Genomic DNA, 12,574 nt, shown 5'->3' on the forward strand with positions numbered 1-12,574 from the left:
CTCAGATCTTCCGGTAGCGGCGGAGCAGGGACAGGTAGGAGAGGGCCACCACGGCGACGATCTCCACCCCGAAGACCACGGCGGCGAAGGTGCCCGGCGGCCGGATGTCGCTCGCCCCGCCCAGGTCGAAGAGCTGGTTGGTGAGGCTCTCCACCAGCATGTCCGGGGAGATCATCGCGACCCAGCCGGCCGAGTCGGCACCGCCGCCGGAGGACCGGCCGATCTCGTGGACGATGGTGGCCAGGATGTTGGAGACCACCAGCACGCCCATGATCGCCGCCACCCCGAAGCCGCGCCGGGGGGTGGACGCGGCGATCAGCAGGGCGATCGCCGCGTACAGCACCGCGTACAGGACGGCCGTGGCCACGCCGTAGAGGAAGTGCGCGGTGTTGGTCCCGAAGGGCAGTTTGCCGAGCAGGGCTCCGGCGTAGAGCACCACCAGCGGGACCAGCATGAGGATCAGCATCGCCACCGTCATCGCGGCGAACTTGGCCCGTACGTAGTCGCTCCGGGTGATCGGCCGGGAGAAGTACAGCGGGACGGTGTTGTGCCGCAGGTCGCGGGAGATCAGCACGGGGGCCTGGGCGGCCAGGAAGATGGTGACCAGCAGGCCGAGGCTGCTGAGGAACCGGGGGTAGTCCAGCGGGAGGCGCTGCAGGCCCGACATGATCGTCAGTGTCACGGTCATCAGGGCCACCGCGCCGAGCGTGGCGAGGATCAGCATCGGCAGCACCTTGGACCGGCCCGAGCGGCCGAGCCCGTACGCGCCGCGCAGGCTCTGCACGAACAGCGAGCGGGTGGCGTACGAGCGGCCGAGCCGGGGGCCCTGGTAGCCGCGGTAGCCGATGTTGTGGATGACACCGCTGTCGGGCGCGGTCCTCGGCTCAGGAGGCAACGACATCGTGAGCACCTCCTGCCTGCTGGTCGGCGGCCCCGGCGAGCGCGTCGGACGGCTCCTCGGCGGGCCCGGTGGTGAAGATCTCGGCGACCCGGTGGCGACGCTGCTCCAGCCTGACCAGGCCGAGGCCGAGACCGGCGACGGTGTCGCGGATGGTGTCGTAGGTGTCCTCGCCGGCCATCTCGACCAGCAGCAGCCGGGAGCCGTCCGGGCGGACGGTGAGCCCGGCGGCGGCGAGCCGCTCGCTCACCGCCCGGTCGGCGTCCAGGGTCAGGTCGTCCGGGTGGTCGGTGACCTCCACGGCGAGCAGCTGGGTGGCCTCGGTGAACGAGGCGGTGGAGGAGGAGCGCAGCAGCCGGCCGCCGTCGATCACCACCAGGTGGTCGCAGGTGCGTTCGAGCTCGCCGAGCAGGTGGGTGGTGACCAGGACCGAGATGCCGAAGTCGGAGTGGATCCGGCGGATCAGGGCCAGCATGTCGTCCCGGCCGACCGGGTCGAGGCCGTTGGTCGGCTCGTCGAGCAGCACCAGCCGGGGGTCGTGGACGAGGGCCTGGGCCAGCTTGACCCGCTGCTTCATGCCGGTGGAGTAGCCACCCATCGGGCGGTAGCGCTCCTCGTAGAGGCCGACGTGGCGCAGCGTGTCCGCGGTCCGCTCGCGGGCGGCGGCGGCCGGCAGGCCGGACATCCGCGCCATGTGGACCACGAACTCCGTGGCCGAGACGTCGGGCGGGAGGCAGTCGTGCTCGGGCATGTAGCCGACCAGCTCGCGGATGGCCGGGCCCTCGGTGGCGATGTCCAGGCCGAGGACCTGACCGGTGCCGGAGGTGGCCGGGGCGAGCCCCAGCAGGATCTTGATGAGTGTGGACTTGCCCGCCCCGTTCGCACCCACCAGGCCGACCACCCCGGGCTGCACCTCCACGGTGAGCTGATCGAGAGCGGTGACCCGGGGGAACCTCTTGGTGAGGCCGTCCGTCTTGATGACAGTGGACACGTGCACCAACGTAGTGGGCGGCCGGTGCCCCTGGCATGAGCTGGGATGCTGAGGCTTTCGTAGTCCTCCAGGATGACGCGGCCGGGCCTGCCCCTAGGGGCGGGCCCGGCCGTCGACGTCGGTCCAGGCTCTCGTTCCGGCCCGCGCGCGGGCCTCGGTCAGGCCAGCAGGTCGGCCTGGAGCACGGCCACCTGCCGGAAGGCCTGCTCGGGCACCCCGGCGGGGTTGGTCATCACGATCCGGGCCACCACGTCGCCCGCCGCGATGTCGGCCGCCTCGGCGACCGGGCTCCCGTTCGCCTTCCGGTCGCCGGCGCGGGCCTGCGAGGCGACCCCGGGCATGGACGTGAAGACCAGGTCGGAGCGCTTGAGCGGGCCGGTCCCGGCGGGCTCCGTCTTGGTGGCGGAACGCTCGTAGAAGCGGTTGGCCTCGGAGTTGGAACCGAACCGCAGCAGCCAGATCTCGGTCCGGGTGCCGTCGGGTCCGGTCCAGACCCGCTTGGTGGCCGCCCGGCAGGCGCTCTCCAGCAGCGCCGCGGTGACCTTCGGGGCGTTCTTGTCGCCGGCCGCGAAGTCGTTGCACTCGGCCCAGGCGGCCGAGGGCGTGGCCCCGGCCGTCGGGCTCGCGGTGACGCTCGCGCCGTCGCCCGGGGTGGGGCTCGCGGAGCTCGCGGTGGGGGCGGGGGTGGCGGCGGCGGGGCTCGCGGAGCTGCTCGGCGCCGGGGCGGCCTGCTCCAGTTCGGCGCCGGCCGGCGCGGGCAGCAGCAGTTGCCGCAGGTCCGCGTAGTGGCGGTGCAGACCGGCCTTGGCGGGCTCGGCCTTGCCCGGGGGAAGCGGCGGCAGGGTCAGCTGCGGGAAGGCGTACCGGCCGTCGTTGGGGGTCCGCAGGCCCGGCAGGCTGGTGCGGTCCGGCAGGGTGACGGCGACGGCCGCCGCGGTGCCGGTGAGCACCAGGATCAGCGCGGCGCCGCCCCAGCGCAGCATCGCCGCGCGGCGGGGCCGGCGGGCCTGCTCGGCCAGGACGGCCTCCATCGGCAGCGACCAGGCGTCCAGGGCGGGATGGCCGATCTGCGCCGGGGCGGCCCAGGGGTCGGCCGGCGGGGCCGCCGGTGCAGGCTGCGGCTCGGCGGCTGCGGTGGCTGCCGCGTCGGCGGCCGCGGCCGGCCGCCGGTCCGGCTCGGGTGCGGTGGTGTCGGTCATACGGACGCTCCAGGGCGGGCCAGCCGGTCGAGCTGCTGGGTGAAGAGGGTGACGACCTTGTCCTTGGGCAGCGGGGCGACCCCTTCGACCCGTACCACCACGCGGAGGTCCCCCTCGGCCGCGGAGCAGGACAGGGTGTCCACCAGGGAGCCCGGCGGCATGTACGGGAGGTAGCAGTGCGCCTCGGTGTGCCCGGGGACGTCCGGGCCGACCCGGAACAGCCCGGAGTCCGAACCGAGCGCCGCGGCCCAGGCGTTGTCGGCCTTGACGGCCTCCTGGTGGTACTGCAGCAGCCAGACCGTCACCACCATGCCGTTGTCGCCGGACACCAGGCTGCGGACCCCCCCGCCCTTGAGCGGGGTGTCCTCCCAGACCTTGCGCACCATGTCCTGGAGCTTCGGCGGCAGGGCCCGGACGTCGTCCTCGACCCACGCCTTGCGCTGGTCGTCCGTCAGCTCGGTGTCGTTGCCGTAGGCACCGGAGTCCGGGCCCAGCTTGTAGCCGGTGGGCACCGGCAGCAGCAGGTCGCGCATCGAACCGAAGTGGCTGCCGTTGGACTTGGCGCCGAAGGACGGGCTCGGGGACGCGGTCGCGGTCGGCGCCGGGGCAGCGGCCGCTGGGGCCGGGTCCTGGTCGTAGCGGACCTTGATGATGCCCAGGCCCAGCCCGACACCGACCAGCGCGGCGGCCACCACGGCGGCGCCGGCCCGCACGGCGAAGCCCGTACGCGAGGTGCCGCGCGGCTCAGCAGCGGACGGCTCGGTGGGCGGCGCGGCGGACGGCTCGGTGAGCGGGGCGGCGGACGGCGCCGCGGACGGGTCGCCGACGGCGGGTGCGGCCGGGGCCGCCGGGGCCGGCGGGGCTGCCGAGGGCTCCGGGGCCGTGGTCGGGGCGGGCGACGGCTCGGCCGTGCCCGGGTTCACTGCGGACTCACTCATACCAGCCGCTCCCACTGCAGCTTGGCGAGGGCCTTGAGCTCTTCGCCGTTGACCTGGGTCGGGGAGTAGACGGAGATCGCCATCGCCACGTTTCCGCGCCGGGCCACCGCCTCCCCGAGGTAGTACTTCTCGGTGCTCTCGGCGTAGGTGTACTGCTTGTCGCTCGCGCTGTACGAGCCGTTGATGGTGCCGCCGTCCAGCGGCTGTGCGCCCGCCGCCACGTCGTTGACCACCGAGACGGCCGACTGGCTCGAGTCGTCGTCGAACTGGACCAGCTCGACCAGGTACTTGGTGTCGCCCTTCTTCCAGGCCAGGAAGGCGTCCCGCCTGAAGCCCTGCTGGACCAGCGAGCGGAACTGCCGGTCGGAGAGGCCGTAGGAGAGCGCCTTCTCGCCGATGGACATCCAGCCGGCGTCGTCGCCGTAGCCGTAGTCGTCCCAGGCCTCGGTGCCCTCCGGCCTGCTGATCAGCAGCTTGCGGAGGTCGCCGTCGACCGCCAGCGGCCTGGGCAGCGTGGCCGCGGCGGCAGCGGCCTCCAGGGTGGTGGCGGGGTAGTGCGGCGCGCCGACCTGCAGCGGCGGCAGCGGCGTCGGCGGACGGCTCGCCTGGACGGCGTAGCCGCCGACCGCGCCGAGCAGCGGGCCGAGCAGCACGGCGGCGAGCAGCAGCCGGCCGGTGCTGATCCGGCGGCCGGCGGCGGCGGTCGCCGTCTCGGGCTCGGTCGCGGCGTCGGAGTCGGCGTCAGCATCGGTCGCGGCTACGGCGTCGGCCGCGGCGGCGGCATCGGCCGCGGGGCCGGACTCGGCGTCCGGCGCGGGGGTCGGCGGTGTGGCGGGAGCCTCGGGAACCGGCGGCGGTTCCGGGGTCTCGGTGGTCACGGGGTACTCCTGGGCAGATGAGGTCGCATCAGGTACGGGATCCGGCTGCTCGGCCGGCTGCGGCTCAGCCACCGGAGGCCAGCCGCTCGCGCTGACGCCTCATCGCGTCCGCCAGCAGGGCCTTGTCCGGGGTGCCCTTCACGTAGACGGTGACCTCGTACTCGACGTCGCCGACGAAGGAGACCCCGAGCATCTGGCCGGTCCAGGCCTCCTGTTCGGGCTTCATCAGGATGCCGCGGGCGGCGCCGTCGCCGTCGATGTCGAAGGTGTCGCCGGTGTCGAAGGTCATGCCCTTGGCGAACTCCTTCGCCATGTCGCGGCTCTTGAACCGCATCATCCGGACCTCGACCTCCTGCTTGCCGTCGGCGGTGCGGTAGCGCCGCTCGGCCGCGTCGTCCTGGTAGCCGTAGGACTTCAGGATGCGCGGCATCTCGTCGGCGTTGCCGAACTCCTTGGCCACCTCGTCCGTGCTCAACTGCACGCCGTCCGCGGACCCGTAGGACTCGGCGCCGTCCGGCATCGGGACCAGGAAGTAGCGGAGGTCGCCGCCGTGCTTGTCGCCGCTGACGGTGCCGTGCAGGGTGCTGCTCGGCTTCGGTGCGGGCGGCGGCGGGGTGCTGGCGGCCGGGGTCGGCGTGGCGCTCGGGGAGGGGCTCGCCGAGGTGGTCGCGGCGGGTGCGGCGGTGGGCGCGGCGACGACGGCGCGCGGCTTGGCGTCCGGCTTGCCGACGGCGACCGTCACGGCGGTGCTGGTGGCGGTGACGGCCAGCAGGCCGACAACCGCCAGCGCCACCCGGGCGCCACGGGCCGGACCGCGCTGCGGCTGGTGGGCGGCCGGGTCGGCCGGGTCAGCCGGGTCAGCCGGGTCGACCGGGTCAGCGGGGCCGGCCGGCCCGGCGAGGGCTTGGGTGTGCGCCGGGTCCGCGCCGTACGGCGAGGGGGTCGGAGCCGGGGCCGGGGTCAGCCGGTCGGCGTCGGCCGATCCGGCATCGGCCGATCCGGCGTCATCAGGGCTGTCTTCGGGCACGGTCAAGGGACTCCCCCCAGGCGGAACGGACTGTGCCGCGCTCGCGCCTGGTGGTCCGAAGCCGCCCCCCAGCGACTCCCGCAATACCGGCCGACACGCGTGTCAGCTGGAATTATGAGAGTGTGCCGAGTCGGCCAACAACCACATTCCCGACCGAAGTCGTCCCATTGGGACATCAATCGGACACGTCGTGATCGAACCGCAATCGGGCGGCCACAGGGTGGCCGCCCGAGCGTCGTCCGGCCAGCGATCAGGGGTCAACCCAGCTGGGCGAGACCCTCGGTGGCGATCCGTTCGAAGACCGCGAGATCGTTGGCGAAGATCGAGTCCGGGACCGGCCAGTGGATCACCAGCTCGGTGATGCCGAGCTCCCGGTAGGTGCCCGCCCAGTCCACGAAAGCGTCCAGCGAGGCCAACGGCCGCTCCGCCGTCGAGCCCTGGAGCAGCACCTTCTCCAGCTCCGCCACGTCCCGGCCCTGCGCCTCGCAGGCGGCGGCGAGCTTGGCCAGCTGCCCGGCGATCACCGCGGGCGCCTGCTCGACCGGCACGTCCGCCGGGCCGCGCGGGTCGCCGTAGGTGACCCAGCCCTGCCCGTGCTCCGCCGCCAGCCGCAGCCCGCGCGGGCCGGCGGCGGCCACGTAGAACGGCACCCGGGGCCGCTGCACGCAGCCGGGGATGTTCCGCGCCTCGACCGCCGAGTAGAAGCGGCCCTCGCTGGTGGTCGCGTCGGTGGTCAGCAGCTCGTCCAGCAGCGGCAGGAACTCGGCGAACCGGTCCGCCCGCTCCTTCGGCGACCACGGCTCCTGGCCCATCGCCGTCGCGTCGAAGCCGACCCCGCCGGCCCCGATCCCGACCGTCAGCCGCCCGCCGGAGACGTCGTCGACCGTCAGCAGGTCCTTCGCCAGCGTGACCGGGTGCCGGAAGTTCGGCGAGGTCACCAGGGTGCCGAGGCGGATCCGCTCGGTCGCGGCGGCCGCGGCGGTCAGGGTCGGGACCGCCCCGAACCACGGCGCGTCCCGGAAGCTCCGCCACGACAGGTGGTCATAGGTGTACGCGGCATGGAACCCGAGGTCCTCGGCCCGCCGCCAGATCTTCTGCCCCTCGCTCCACCGGTGGATGGGGAGGATCACGGTACTCAAGCGCATGCCTTCGACCCTACGGGAGGCGCCCCTGCCGCACCGGACGCCGGCCGCTGACGGCCACGAGACCGCTGTCGCGTGTGGCCGCCCTGGCCGTGGCCGCCGCAGCATTGGTCACCTACGCCGGTCTGCCGGCCGCCGGCACCGACCGGACCGCCGAGGTCGCGGAGAACGGTCAGCTGCACGAGGTCTACACCGACGGCACCGGCTGGCACGACGGACGCCGGACGGAACCCGTGAAGGGGACCTCCCGGCAGCTCGTACGCGAGCTGCCGGGAGGCCCCCGGCGTTCCGGGCAGAAGGGCCGTCGTGCGAGCGGTAGCCGTCGCGGCGGTCGCCCTACCTCGCCCGGTCCCGGACGGACAGCTCGACCGGACGGGGCGGTTCACTCGCGGACGACATCTGCTGCAATCCCAAGAATCAGCCTCTCCAGCGCCTCGACACCGGCCCCGAGCGATGCGAGCCAGTCCGCGACGATGTACATCTCACCGGAGGAAGAAATTCCGAGGAAGTATCGCCCGCCGTCCAACTCACCGATCGGGAAGATGGAATCATTGATCTCCTGACCCCATTCCGAGAATCTGTCGTCCTCCCCATCGGCGAGGGTGGGGTCCAGCTCGAAAGGTACCCGCGCACACGAGATTCCCGGACCGTCGATCTTCACCACCAGCCCACCGAACTCGGTCAGGAAGAGATCGGCTGCGGCGTGCATCTGAAAACCGGATGATTCGAGCCGGTGACGCCAGGGCTCGATATCGATCATCCGTCCGGGTCGCCAACCCGCGGCCACAAGCTCCCTCTCGACCTCGACAGAAAACCTCGACACCCCATCACATCCCATCATCCGTTATGAAATCAAGCTTATAGTGATTACTCAATGGCCGACAGCTCGGACATGGGCCGATTGGCCACCCGTGCCTCTCGTGCGTCGTGGTACTACGGATGATCATTGCGGCTGCCGCCGATCCCGTCGGGTCGATCCCGGAGTTCAGGGCCCGTGACAGCAGTACAGGCAGGCCACACATCCCGTGGCCTCGCCCACGCCGGTCCATCGGCACGCTGTCCACCAGGGCTTGAACATCAGGATGCAGCACGGGCGCCGCCCCCCCTGATGCTGGGGCTCGTCCACACCGTTCCATTGGGAAGCTTGAGCCCCTCCGAGGCCACCGGCCGCATTTTCGACGGGGTGATCTTCGTGCTCTTGTCGGCTTCGAGCTTGACCGCCGCCAGGAGATCATCATGCTGGTGCGGCGACAATCCCAACGGGTCGGACCACGTGTGCGGATTGTGGACGTAAGCCACCGGATTGGGCGCCGGTGCGAGACCGAGCGGATCGGGGCTGGCGTAACGGGCGGTTTCCGGGTCGTAGTACCGATTGACGTTGTAGTGCAGACGGGTCTCGGGGTCGAAGTACTGGCCGGGAAAACGGAGCGGAGTGTAGCCACTGCTGGCGCTGGGCCACGTGGTGTTGCCCCACACCGTGGTGGTCGCACGCCAGGCGATGGTCTCGGTGTCGAGATCGACGAGCTCGGTCGGAGATCCCACGAGATCGGTGACGACGGCGAAGAACCGCCGGTCGATGTGTTCCTGCGTGTCCTCGCCGACAGAGGTGGTGATCGTCTCGCTCTGGATGAGCGGATGCAGCTCGTAGTGGTCCCAGCTGAGTGTGTGAAGGCCCGGTAGGTAGGGTGCGCGCGTGGCCTGCTCGGCGAGGGTCGGGCCATCCCAGGTGAAGTCGGTCTGCTCCTCGACCGTGACACCGTCACCCCCCAGGCGCTGCTTGGCGATGCGTCGGCCGAAGGGGTCGTAGAGATAGCGCCACTGCGTGCCGTCCGGGGTGAGGACCCCGGTGAGATGTCCGTCGGCATCCCAGGTGTAGCGCCAGTTTTCCGGCTTCTTCGAAAGCCGGCTCTTCTGCCGGAGGGTGATGCGGCCCGCCGCGTCGTACTCGTAACGAATGCGGCCGGCCGAGGTGAGCTGAGTCCCGTCGTAGGTCCGGGCCCCCAGAGCGGCCTTGGTGGATCCGCTCGCCGGCCAATCAGCGGCGGCCAGATTTCCTGCCTGGTCGTACGCGTAGGTCTCGACCCAGTCCTCTGCCCGGACCCCGGTGACGCGTCCGGCCCTGTCGATCTCAAAGCTGCGGCGACCGGCCGGCAGATCCTCGACGGCCGTCAGGTTGCCGTCGGCGCGATAGCTGTAGCTGCGCTGCTGAAGCGTGGCGTGACCGCTGGGTGCGGACGTACGCAGGATCTGACCGGTCAGCTGGAATCGGGCGTTCCACGTGGTCGTCAGGCTCAGGTGTTCGCCGTAGCTGCGCCGCTGCTCGCGCCCGAGGAGATCGAAGGTGAAACCCAGGTCGCCGCCGCTGGTGCCCAAGGTGGTCGGCCGGCCGACGGAATCGAACGTCCAGTTGCTGACGTGCCCGCCAGGCGTGGTGCGCTGCACCCGTCGTCCCAGGCCGTCCCAAGCCTGAGTGAGCGTGCGCCCATTGACCGACTCGGTGACCAGGTTACCCAGGACATCGACAGTGCGGACCACCTCTGCATCAGGGCCGGCAGCTCGGACCAGATGTCCGGCAAGGTCGTAGGAATAGGTGGTGACACGGTCCCCGGCACGCTTGGCCGTCATGCGCCCGAGCAGATCGTAGGTGTACCGGACCTCTTGGCCGAGCGGGTTGGTGCGAGCGATCACCTGGCCGGCCGGATCCAGCTGGTAGCTGACCACCCGGCCGTCGAAGTCACGTTCCGCGACCAGCCGCCCGGCCGCGTCGTAGGTGTAGTCCCAAGTCCGGCCGAGGGGATTCGTGACGGACGCCAGTTGCATCTGAGCGTCGTAGGAGTACGCGTATCTGGCGCCGTCAGGTCCGGTCGCGGAAGCGGGAGTCTCGAAGTGGGTGTATTCGAAAGTGCTGACCTGGCCGAGCTGGTCGGTGTGGGTGAGCAGATTCCCCTCACCGTCGTACGTCCAGGATTCCGTGCTGCCGTCCGGGGCCGTGCGGGTCCGCGGGTACCCCTCCACGGTCCAGGTGTGGCGGGTGACGTCTCCCATCGGGCCGGTGACTGCCCTTGTGCGCCCGAACGCGTCATGCTGAAAGCGGGTCGTAGCGGCGGCTGGGTCGGTGACTTCCATGGGCAGACCCGCTGGAGTGCAGCGAACCAGGGTCGAACTACCGAGCGCATTGGTGACGGAGGCCAGATGGCCCGATTCGTCGAAGGTGTACCGAGTGACGGCGCCGGACGGGTCGGTGACGGACGTACGGCGACCCGCTTCGTCGTAGGTGTATCGCCACGTCGCACCTCCTGGCTCGGTGACGACCTCGGGCAGGCTCAACGCGGACGCATACGTGGCAGTGGTTCGTTCGCCGTCGGGGCGGGTGACGCTGACGAGGTCGCCGGCGCCGTCGTAGTCGTAGCGGGTGGTGCGGCCGAGGGGGTCGGTCTCGGTGAGGAGGCGGTCGAACTCGTCGCGTTCGAAGCGGGTGGTGTGGCCGAGCGGGTCGGTGATCGCCGTGATCTGGGCGCGGTCGTTGACCAGGTACGTGGTGGTGTGGCCGAGGGCGTTGGTCTCGGTGTGGGCCCTCGCTCCGGTGGCGGGGTCGGGATCGCCGTAGGTGAAGCGGAAGCGCAGGGACCCGTCGGCGCCGCCCTCGTCGACGACCCGGTCGTGCTGGTCGTAGGTGTAGCGGTACCGGGAGTCGTTGCGGTCGGTCCAGGACAGCATCCGGCCGCTCTGGTCGTTGGCGAAGCGCATCGGCTTGCCGGAGGAGTTGTAGACCGCGCTGAGGTGGCCGTCGGTGTAGCCGTAGCGCATCAGCATCGCATCGCCCCCGGCATCGGTGGCGTTCGCCAGACGCAGCGCGGTGATGCGGTCGGCGTCGACCGTGACCAGGAGCCGGTAGCCGCCCGAGTGGGTGATCGAGAGCGGGACGCCGTCGTCGTCGTAGGCCAGGTCGTAGTGGCGACCGTGCCGGTCACGGACCCGGGTGAGCAGGGCCTCGGTGCCGTCGGGTGCGGGCGTGAACTCCCTGACCAGTCCGCCGGAGCGGTCGGTCACCGTGTAGCGGCCGTCGTCGGTGAGGTCGAGCTCGTGGCGGGAACCGGCGGAGGCGAACACCGGGTCGCCGGGCTCGGGGTGGGGGTAGGCCTGGGTGATCCGGTCGGGGCGGATGTGGACCACGCCCTCGGCGTCGATCTCCAGGCGCTCGTCGAAGGTGCAGACCCAGCGCTCGCCCATCCAGCGGCCGGCCCCGTAGCCGGAGTCGAAGCCGCGGGTGAACAGAAGGGGTAGCGAGCCGGGCAGGGCGGCGTCGACCTGGTCGATGTACATCCGGCCGGTGGCCATGTCGACCGGTTCACCACCACCGCACCGGGTGTCCTGCGGCCGTCCCTCGGTACGGGGGCTCCTGACCTGGTCGCGGCCGCGGCCCTTGGGGTGGGACGAGCCGCGCGGCCCGTGCCCGCCCGGGCCGGAGCGGGGGTGCGGGACTCCCCCGCCGCCGTGCCCGCCCATGATCTTCTCGAGTTCGCGGGCGTGCTCGGTCTCGATCTCGCGGGTGTTGTGGGCGACCTTCTTCAGGTTGTCGCCGGCCTTGCGGTAGAAGCTCTTCAGCGCCTTGCCGGCGTCCTCGGCCAGCGTCTTGCCGAGCTTCTGGGCGCCGTGCTCCAGCGCCTTGACGATCTGGTTGCTCATTCGAAGCTCACCCCCGCGATCTTCGACTGGAAGGCCTGCGCGTGGCCGGCGACGGTCTCCGCGTGGCCGTGCATGGTCCGGGCATGGGCGTCCAGCGCGTCCGGGTCGATCCGGAATCCGGTGCCGCCGCCACCGCCCTGCACCCCGAGCGCCGACTCCGCCGCCTCGAACACCAGACCGGCCACCGCCCCCGCCACCACCTCCACCAGCGGATCGATCGCCGCCTCGATCACCTGGCCGATGATGTACTGCTCCAACTGCTGTTCCAGATAGTTGATCAGGCGCTTCGCGGCTTCCTCGATCGCGATCACCGCGGCCTCCGCCAACCCGAAGGTGGCCACCGCCGCCGCCTGGTCCGCCACGAACGCCGCCGCCAGCACCACCAGCTCCGCGATCGTCTCGACCTTCATCCCGACGATCACATCCGCCGCCACGTCCAGGGCCGAGGCCACCACATGGCAGGCCTGCACCAGCTCGTTGAAGTGACTGTCCGACAGCGCCGACCACTTCGCCAGCAGCGCCTCGTACGACGCCCCCTGGTACGCCGCGCCCAACTGCTGCACCGTCGCGGTGGAGTCCTGGTGCGCCGCCTCCACGTTCTGCGCGAACTCCCGCACGTGCGAGGCGAACTCACGGACCTTGTCCTCGTTCACCGTCGGCCAGTTGATCCCGATGAACGACAGCAGCGAGACCACCTCGCCGGGCAGCTCGATCGCCATGCCAATGCCCTTCCCCCGATGGCCATATGCGTGTCAGACCGTAGTCCACGACACCCGGCGGGGGAGCGGCAATTCCGAATCCGTCACCGTGTCCGC

Annotated in this window: 10 protein-coding genes; all 10 read right to left on the bottom strand. The window is 71.4% G+C overall.

Going from position 1 to position 12,574, the window contains the following annotated elements:
• Position 1 precedes the first annotated feature (1 nt).
• Positions 2 to 901: an ABC transporter permease subunit gene (locus AB0K43_RS06315; RefSeq protein ID WP_363636366.1), complete on the bottom strand. Its 900-nt coding sequence runs from the start codon at positions 899 to 901 to the stop codon at positions 2 to 4.
• On the bottom strand, positions 885 to 1,889 hold the full coding sequence (locus AB0K43_RS06320) for an ABC transporter ATP-binding protein (RefSeq protein WP_363636368.1): 1,005 nt from the start codon (positions 1,887 to 1,889) through the stop codon (positions 885 to 887). Before AB0K43_RS06320 ends, AB0K43_RS06315 begins: the two co-directional genes overlap by 17 nt.
• Before the next feature lie 158 nt (positions 1,890 to 2,047).
• The gene (locus tag AB0K43_RS06325; RefSeq protein WP_363636369.1) at positions 2,048 to 3,088 is read right to left on the bottom strand and encodes a hypothetical protein; all 1,041 of its coding nucleotides are present in this window, start codon (positions 3,086 to 3,088) and stop codon (positions 2,048 to 2,050) included.
• Entirely contained in the window at positions 3,085 to 4,026 is a 942-nt protein-coding gene (locus AB0K43_RS06330) for a hypothetical protein (RefSeq protein ID WP_363636371.1), read from the bottom strand. Before AB0K43_RS06330 ends, AB0K43_RS06325 begins: the two co-directional genes overlap by 4 nt.
• Entirely contained in the window at positions 4,023 to 4,904 is an 882-nt protein-coding gene (locus AB0K43_RS06335; RefSeq protein ID WP_363636373.1) for a hypothetical protein, read from the bottom strand. The genes AB0K43_RS06330 and AB0K43_RS06335 overlap by 4 nt, the downstream gene beginning before the upstream one ends.
• A gap of 64 nt (positions 4,905 to 4,968) precedes the next feature.
• A complete protein-coding gene (locus AB0K43_RS06340; protein ID WP_363636375.1) occupies positions 4,969 to 5,937 on the bottom strand; it encodes a hypothetical protein in 969 nt (322 codons plus the stop codon).
• Between the two features lie 251 nt (positions 5,938 to 6,188).
• Positions 6,189 to 7,076 carry an LLM class flavin-dependent oxidoreductase gene (locus AB0K43_RS06345; RefSeq protein ID WP_363636377.1) on the bottom strand — a complete coding sequence of 296 codons (888 nt, stop codon included), beginning with the start codon at positions 7,074 to 7,076 and terminating at the stop codon, positions 6,189 to 6,191.
• Between the two features lie 379 nt (positions 7,077 to 7,455).
• Positions 7,456 to 7,914: an SUKH-3 domain-containing protein gene (locus tag AB0K43_RS06350; protein ID WP_363636379.1), complete on the bottom strand. Its 459-nt coding sequence runs from the start codon at positions 7,912 to 7,914 to the stop codon at positions 7,456 to 7,458.
• Between the two features lie 236 nt (positions 7,915 to 8,150).
• Positions 8,151 to 11,759: an RHS repeat-associated core domain-containing protein gene (locus AB0K43_RS06355; protein ID WP_363636381.1), complete on the bottom strand. Its 3,609-nt coding sequence runs from the start codon at positions 11,757 to 11,759 to the stop codon at positions 8,151 to 8,153.
• The gene (locus AB0K43_RS06360) at positions 11,756 to 12,478 is read right to left on the bottom strand and encodes a WXG100 family type VII secretion target (RefSeq protein WP_363636383.1); all 723 of its coding nucleotides are present in this window, start codon (positions 12,476 to 12,478) and stop codon (positions 11,756 to 11,758) included. Before AB0K43_RS06360 ends, AB0K43_RS06355 begins: the two co-directional genes overlap by 4 nt.
• Positions 12,479 to 12,574 lie beyond the last annotated feature (96 nt).

The organism is Kitasatospora sp. NPDC049258 (genome assembly GCF_040678895.1).
Taxonomy (GTDB): Bacteria; Actinomycetota; Actinomycetes; order Streptomycetales; family Streptomycetaceae; genus Kitasatospora.

Excerpts from the sequence above, each read along its gene's own strand:
- AB0K43_RS06330 (WP_363636371.1), bottom strand. The coding sequence starts at position 4,026 with ATGAGTGAGTCCGCAGTGAACCCGGGCACGGCCGAGCCGTCGCCCGCC.
- AB0K43_RS06350 (WP_363636379.1), bottom strand. The coding sequence starts at position 7,914 with ATGATGGGATGTGATGGGGTGTCGAGGTTTTCTGTCGAGGTCGAGAGG.
- AB0K43_RS06325 (WP_363636369.1), bottom strand. The coding sequence starts at position 3,088 with ATGACCGACACCACCGCACCCGAGCCGGACCGGCGGCCGGCCGCGGCC.
- AB0K43_RS06355 (WP_363636381.1), bottom strand. The coding sequence starts at position 11,759 with ATGAGCAACCAGATCGTCAAGGCGCTGGAGCACGGCGCCCAGAAGCTC.
- AB0K43_RS06345 (WP_363636377.1), bottom strand. The coding sequence starts at position 7,076 with ATGCGCTTGAGTACCGTGATCCTCCCCATCCACCGGTGGAGCGAGGGG.
- AB0K43_RS06315 (WP_363636366.1), bottom strand. The coding sequence starts at position 901 with ATGTCGTTGCCTCCTGAGCCGAGGACCGCGCCCGACAGCGGTGTCATC.
- AB0K43_RS06360 (WP_363636383.1), bottom strand. The coding sequence starts at position 12,478 with ATGGCGATCGAGCTGCCCGGCGAGGTGGTCTCGCTGCTGTCGTTCATC.